1 protein-coding gene is annotated in these 1,919 nt (G+C 74.2%); it reads right to left on the bottom strand.

Features of this window, described 5'->3' with window-relative positions:
• Window positions 1–55 precede the first annotated feature (55 nt).
• The coding region (locus FOE67_RS24280) for a peptidoglycan D,D-transpeptidase FtsI family protein (RefSeq protein ID WP_182666972.1) at window positions 56–1,919 on the bottom strand (1,864 nt) is incomplete at its 5' end.

The following is a 1,919-nucleotide window of genomic DNA, read 5'->3' as shown; positions in this document are numbered from 1 at the left end:
GCGGGCGGGGGTGGGACAACCCCGCCGGGTGGGTCCCGCCCCCGCCCACCGGTGCTCACTCCTCGGGATCGAAGGTGGTGGGCAGGGCCCGGGGCTCCTCGCCCGAGGGCGGCACGGAGAGCGCCTTGAGGGCGAAGGTCATCACCTCGCGGAAGACCGGTCCGCACAACTGCCCGCCGTAGTATTGCTCGCCGGTGGGGTTCTGGATGGCGCAGTAGACGGTGACCCGCGGCTCGTCGGCCGGCGCGAAGCCGGCGAAGGACGCCGTGTAGCCGTTGTAGCGGCCGGTCTCCGGATCCACCCGGTTGGAGGTACCGGTCTTGCCCGCCACCCGGTAACCGGGGATGCGGGCGGCGTGACCGGTCCCCCAGTCCTCGTCGACCACCACCGTCTCCAGCATCTCGGTGAGCCGCCGGGCGGTGCCCTCGCCGATCACCCGCTCGCGTTCGGGCTCCGGGGCCGCCTCCCAGCGCCCGTCCGGCCCCACCGTGCCGCGCACCACCGAGGGGGTGATCCGCTCCCCCCCGTTGGCGACCGTGGAGAAGACGCTGGTGGCCTGGAGGGCGTTGACCGAGACGCCCTGGCCGAAGGGGATCGTGTACTGCTGGGCGGAGTCCCAGTCCCCCGGGGCGGCGAGGATGCCCGGCGTCTCGCCGGGGAAGCCGAGGCCCGTGGTGCGGCCGAAGCCGAAGGCCCGCAGGTAGGAGTGGAGGACCCGGTTGGCCTCCTCCTGCGTCTCCCCCAGCCGCTCGGTGGCCAGGATGGTGCCGATGTTGCTGGAACGGGCCATGACACCGGCCAGCGTCAGGTGGTACGTGTCGTGGTCGTGGTCGTCGAAGAAGGCCCGCCCGGCACGGGGCAGGCGGCCCGGCACGGTGACGTGCGTCTCCGGGGTGGCCACGCCCTCCTCCAGCACCGCCGCCATCGAGACGAGCTTGCTGGTGGAGCCGGGTTCGTAGGCGTCCTGCAGGGCGGGGTTGCCCAACAGCGACGGGTCCGCGGCGCCGTAGCCGTTGGGGTCGAAGCCGGGGGCCGAGGCCATGGCGAGGATCTCGCCGCTGCGGACGTCCTGGACGATGACGTAGCCGCTGTCGGCGACGGAGTCCTCCACCTGGCGGGCGATCGCGTCCGCCGCCGCCCACTGGATGTCCCGGTCGATGGTCAGCTCGATGTCGGTGCCCGGTACCGCCGGCTGCTCGGTGGAGCCGGCGGTGGGGACGCGGCGCCCACCGGACTGCGCGTAGCGGATGGTGCCGTCCCGCCCGGCCAGCTGCGGGTCCAGTATCGACTCCAGGCCCGCCGCGCCGTCCCCCTCGGAGTTGACGAAGCCCAGCAGCCCGGCGGCCAGCTCGCCGCCCGGGTAGACCCGGCGGGGGTTCTTCTCCCGGAAGACGCCGGTGAGCACCTGGTGGCCGGTGCCCCGGCGGCTGCGCTCGGCCAGGGCGCCCCGCAGGTCCGCGATCTGCCGCCACGCCTGCGGCGTCTGCTGCCGGGCGAGGAGGGCGTACTGCGAGTCGGGGTTGTCCAGCAGCCCGGCCAACCGCTCCTCGTCCTCCCCCAGGATCGGTGCGAGGAGTGCGGCGGCCTGGCGCGGGGCGTCCGGGACGCCGGTGTGCTCGGCGGTGAACAGCGAGGGGTCGGCGACGATGTCGTAGGCGTCGACGGTGGTGGCCAGGGCGGTGCCGTGGCGGTCGGTGATGTCGCCCCGCCGGGCCGCGATGGGCAGGGTGAGGTAGCGGTTGACGGCGGCCTGCTCGGTGTAGGAGGCCGCGTCCACCGCCTGCACCTGCACCAGTCGGACCGTGAAGACCAGGGTCACCAGGGTCAGGCCGATGCCGATGAGCCGCAGACGGGGGCGGTGGCCGGTCAGCCGCAACTGCTCACCGGCGGCGGGCCGGCCCGCCGCCGGTGAGCAGTTG

This window comes from Streptomyces calidiresistens (assembly GCF_014141525.1).
In the GTDB taxonomy this organism is placed as follows: Bacteria; Actinomycetota; Actinomycetes; order Streptomycetales; family Streptomycetaceae; genus Streptomyces; species Streptomyces calidiresistens.
The sequence above is the reverse complement of the archived record's forward strand: the minus strand, read 5'-3'. Positions and strand labels throughout refer to the sequence as shown.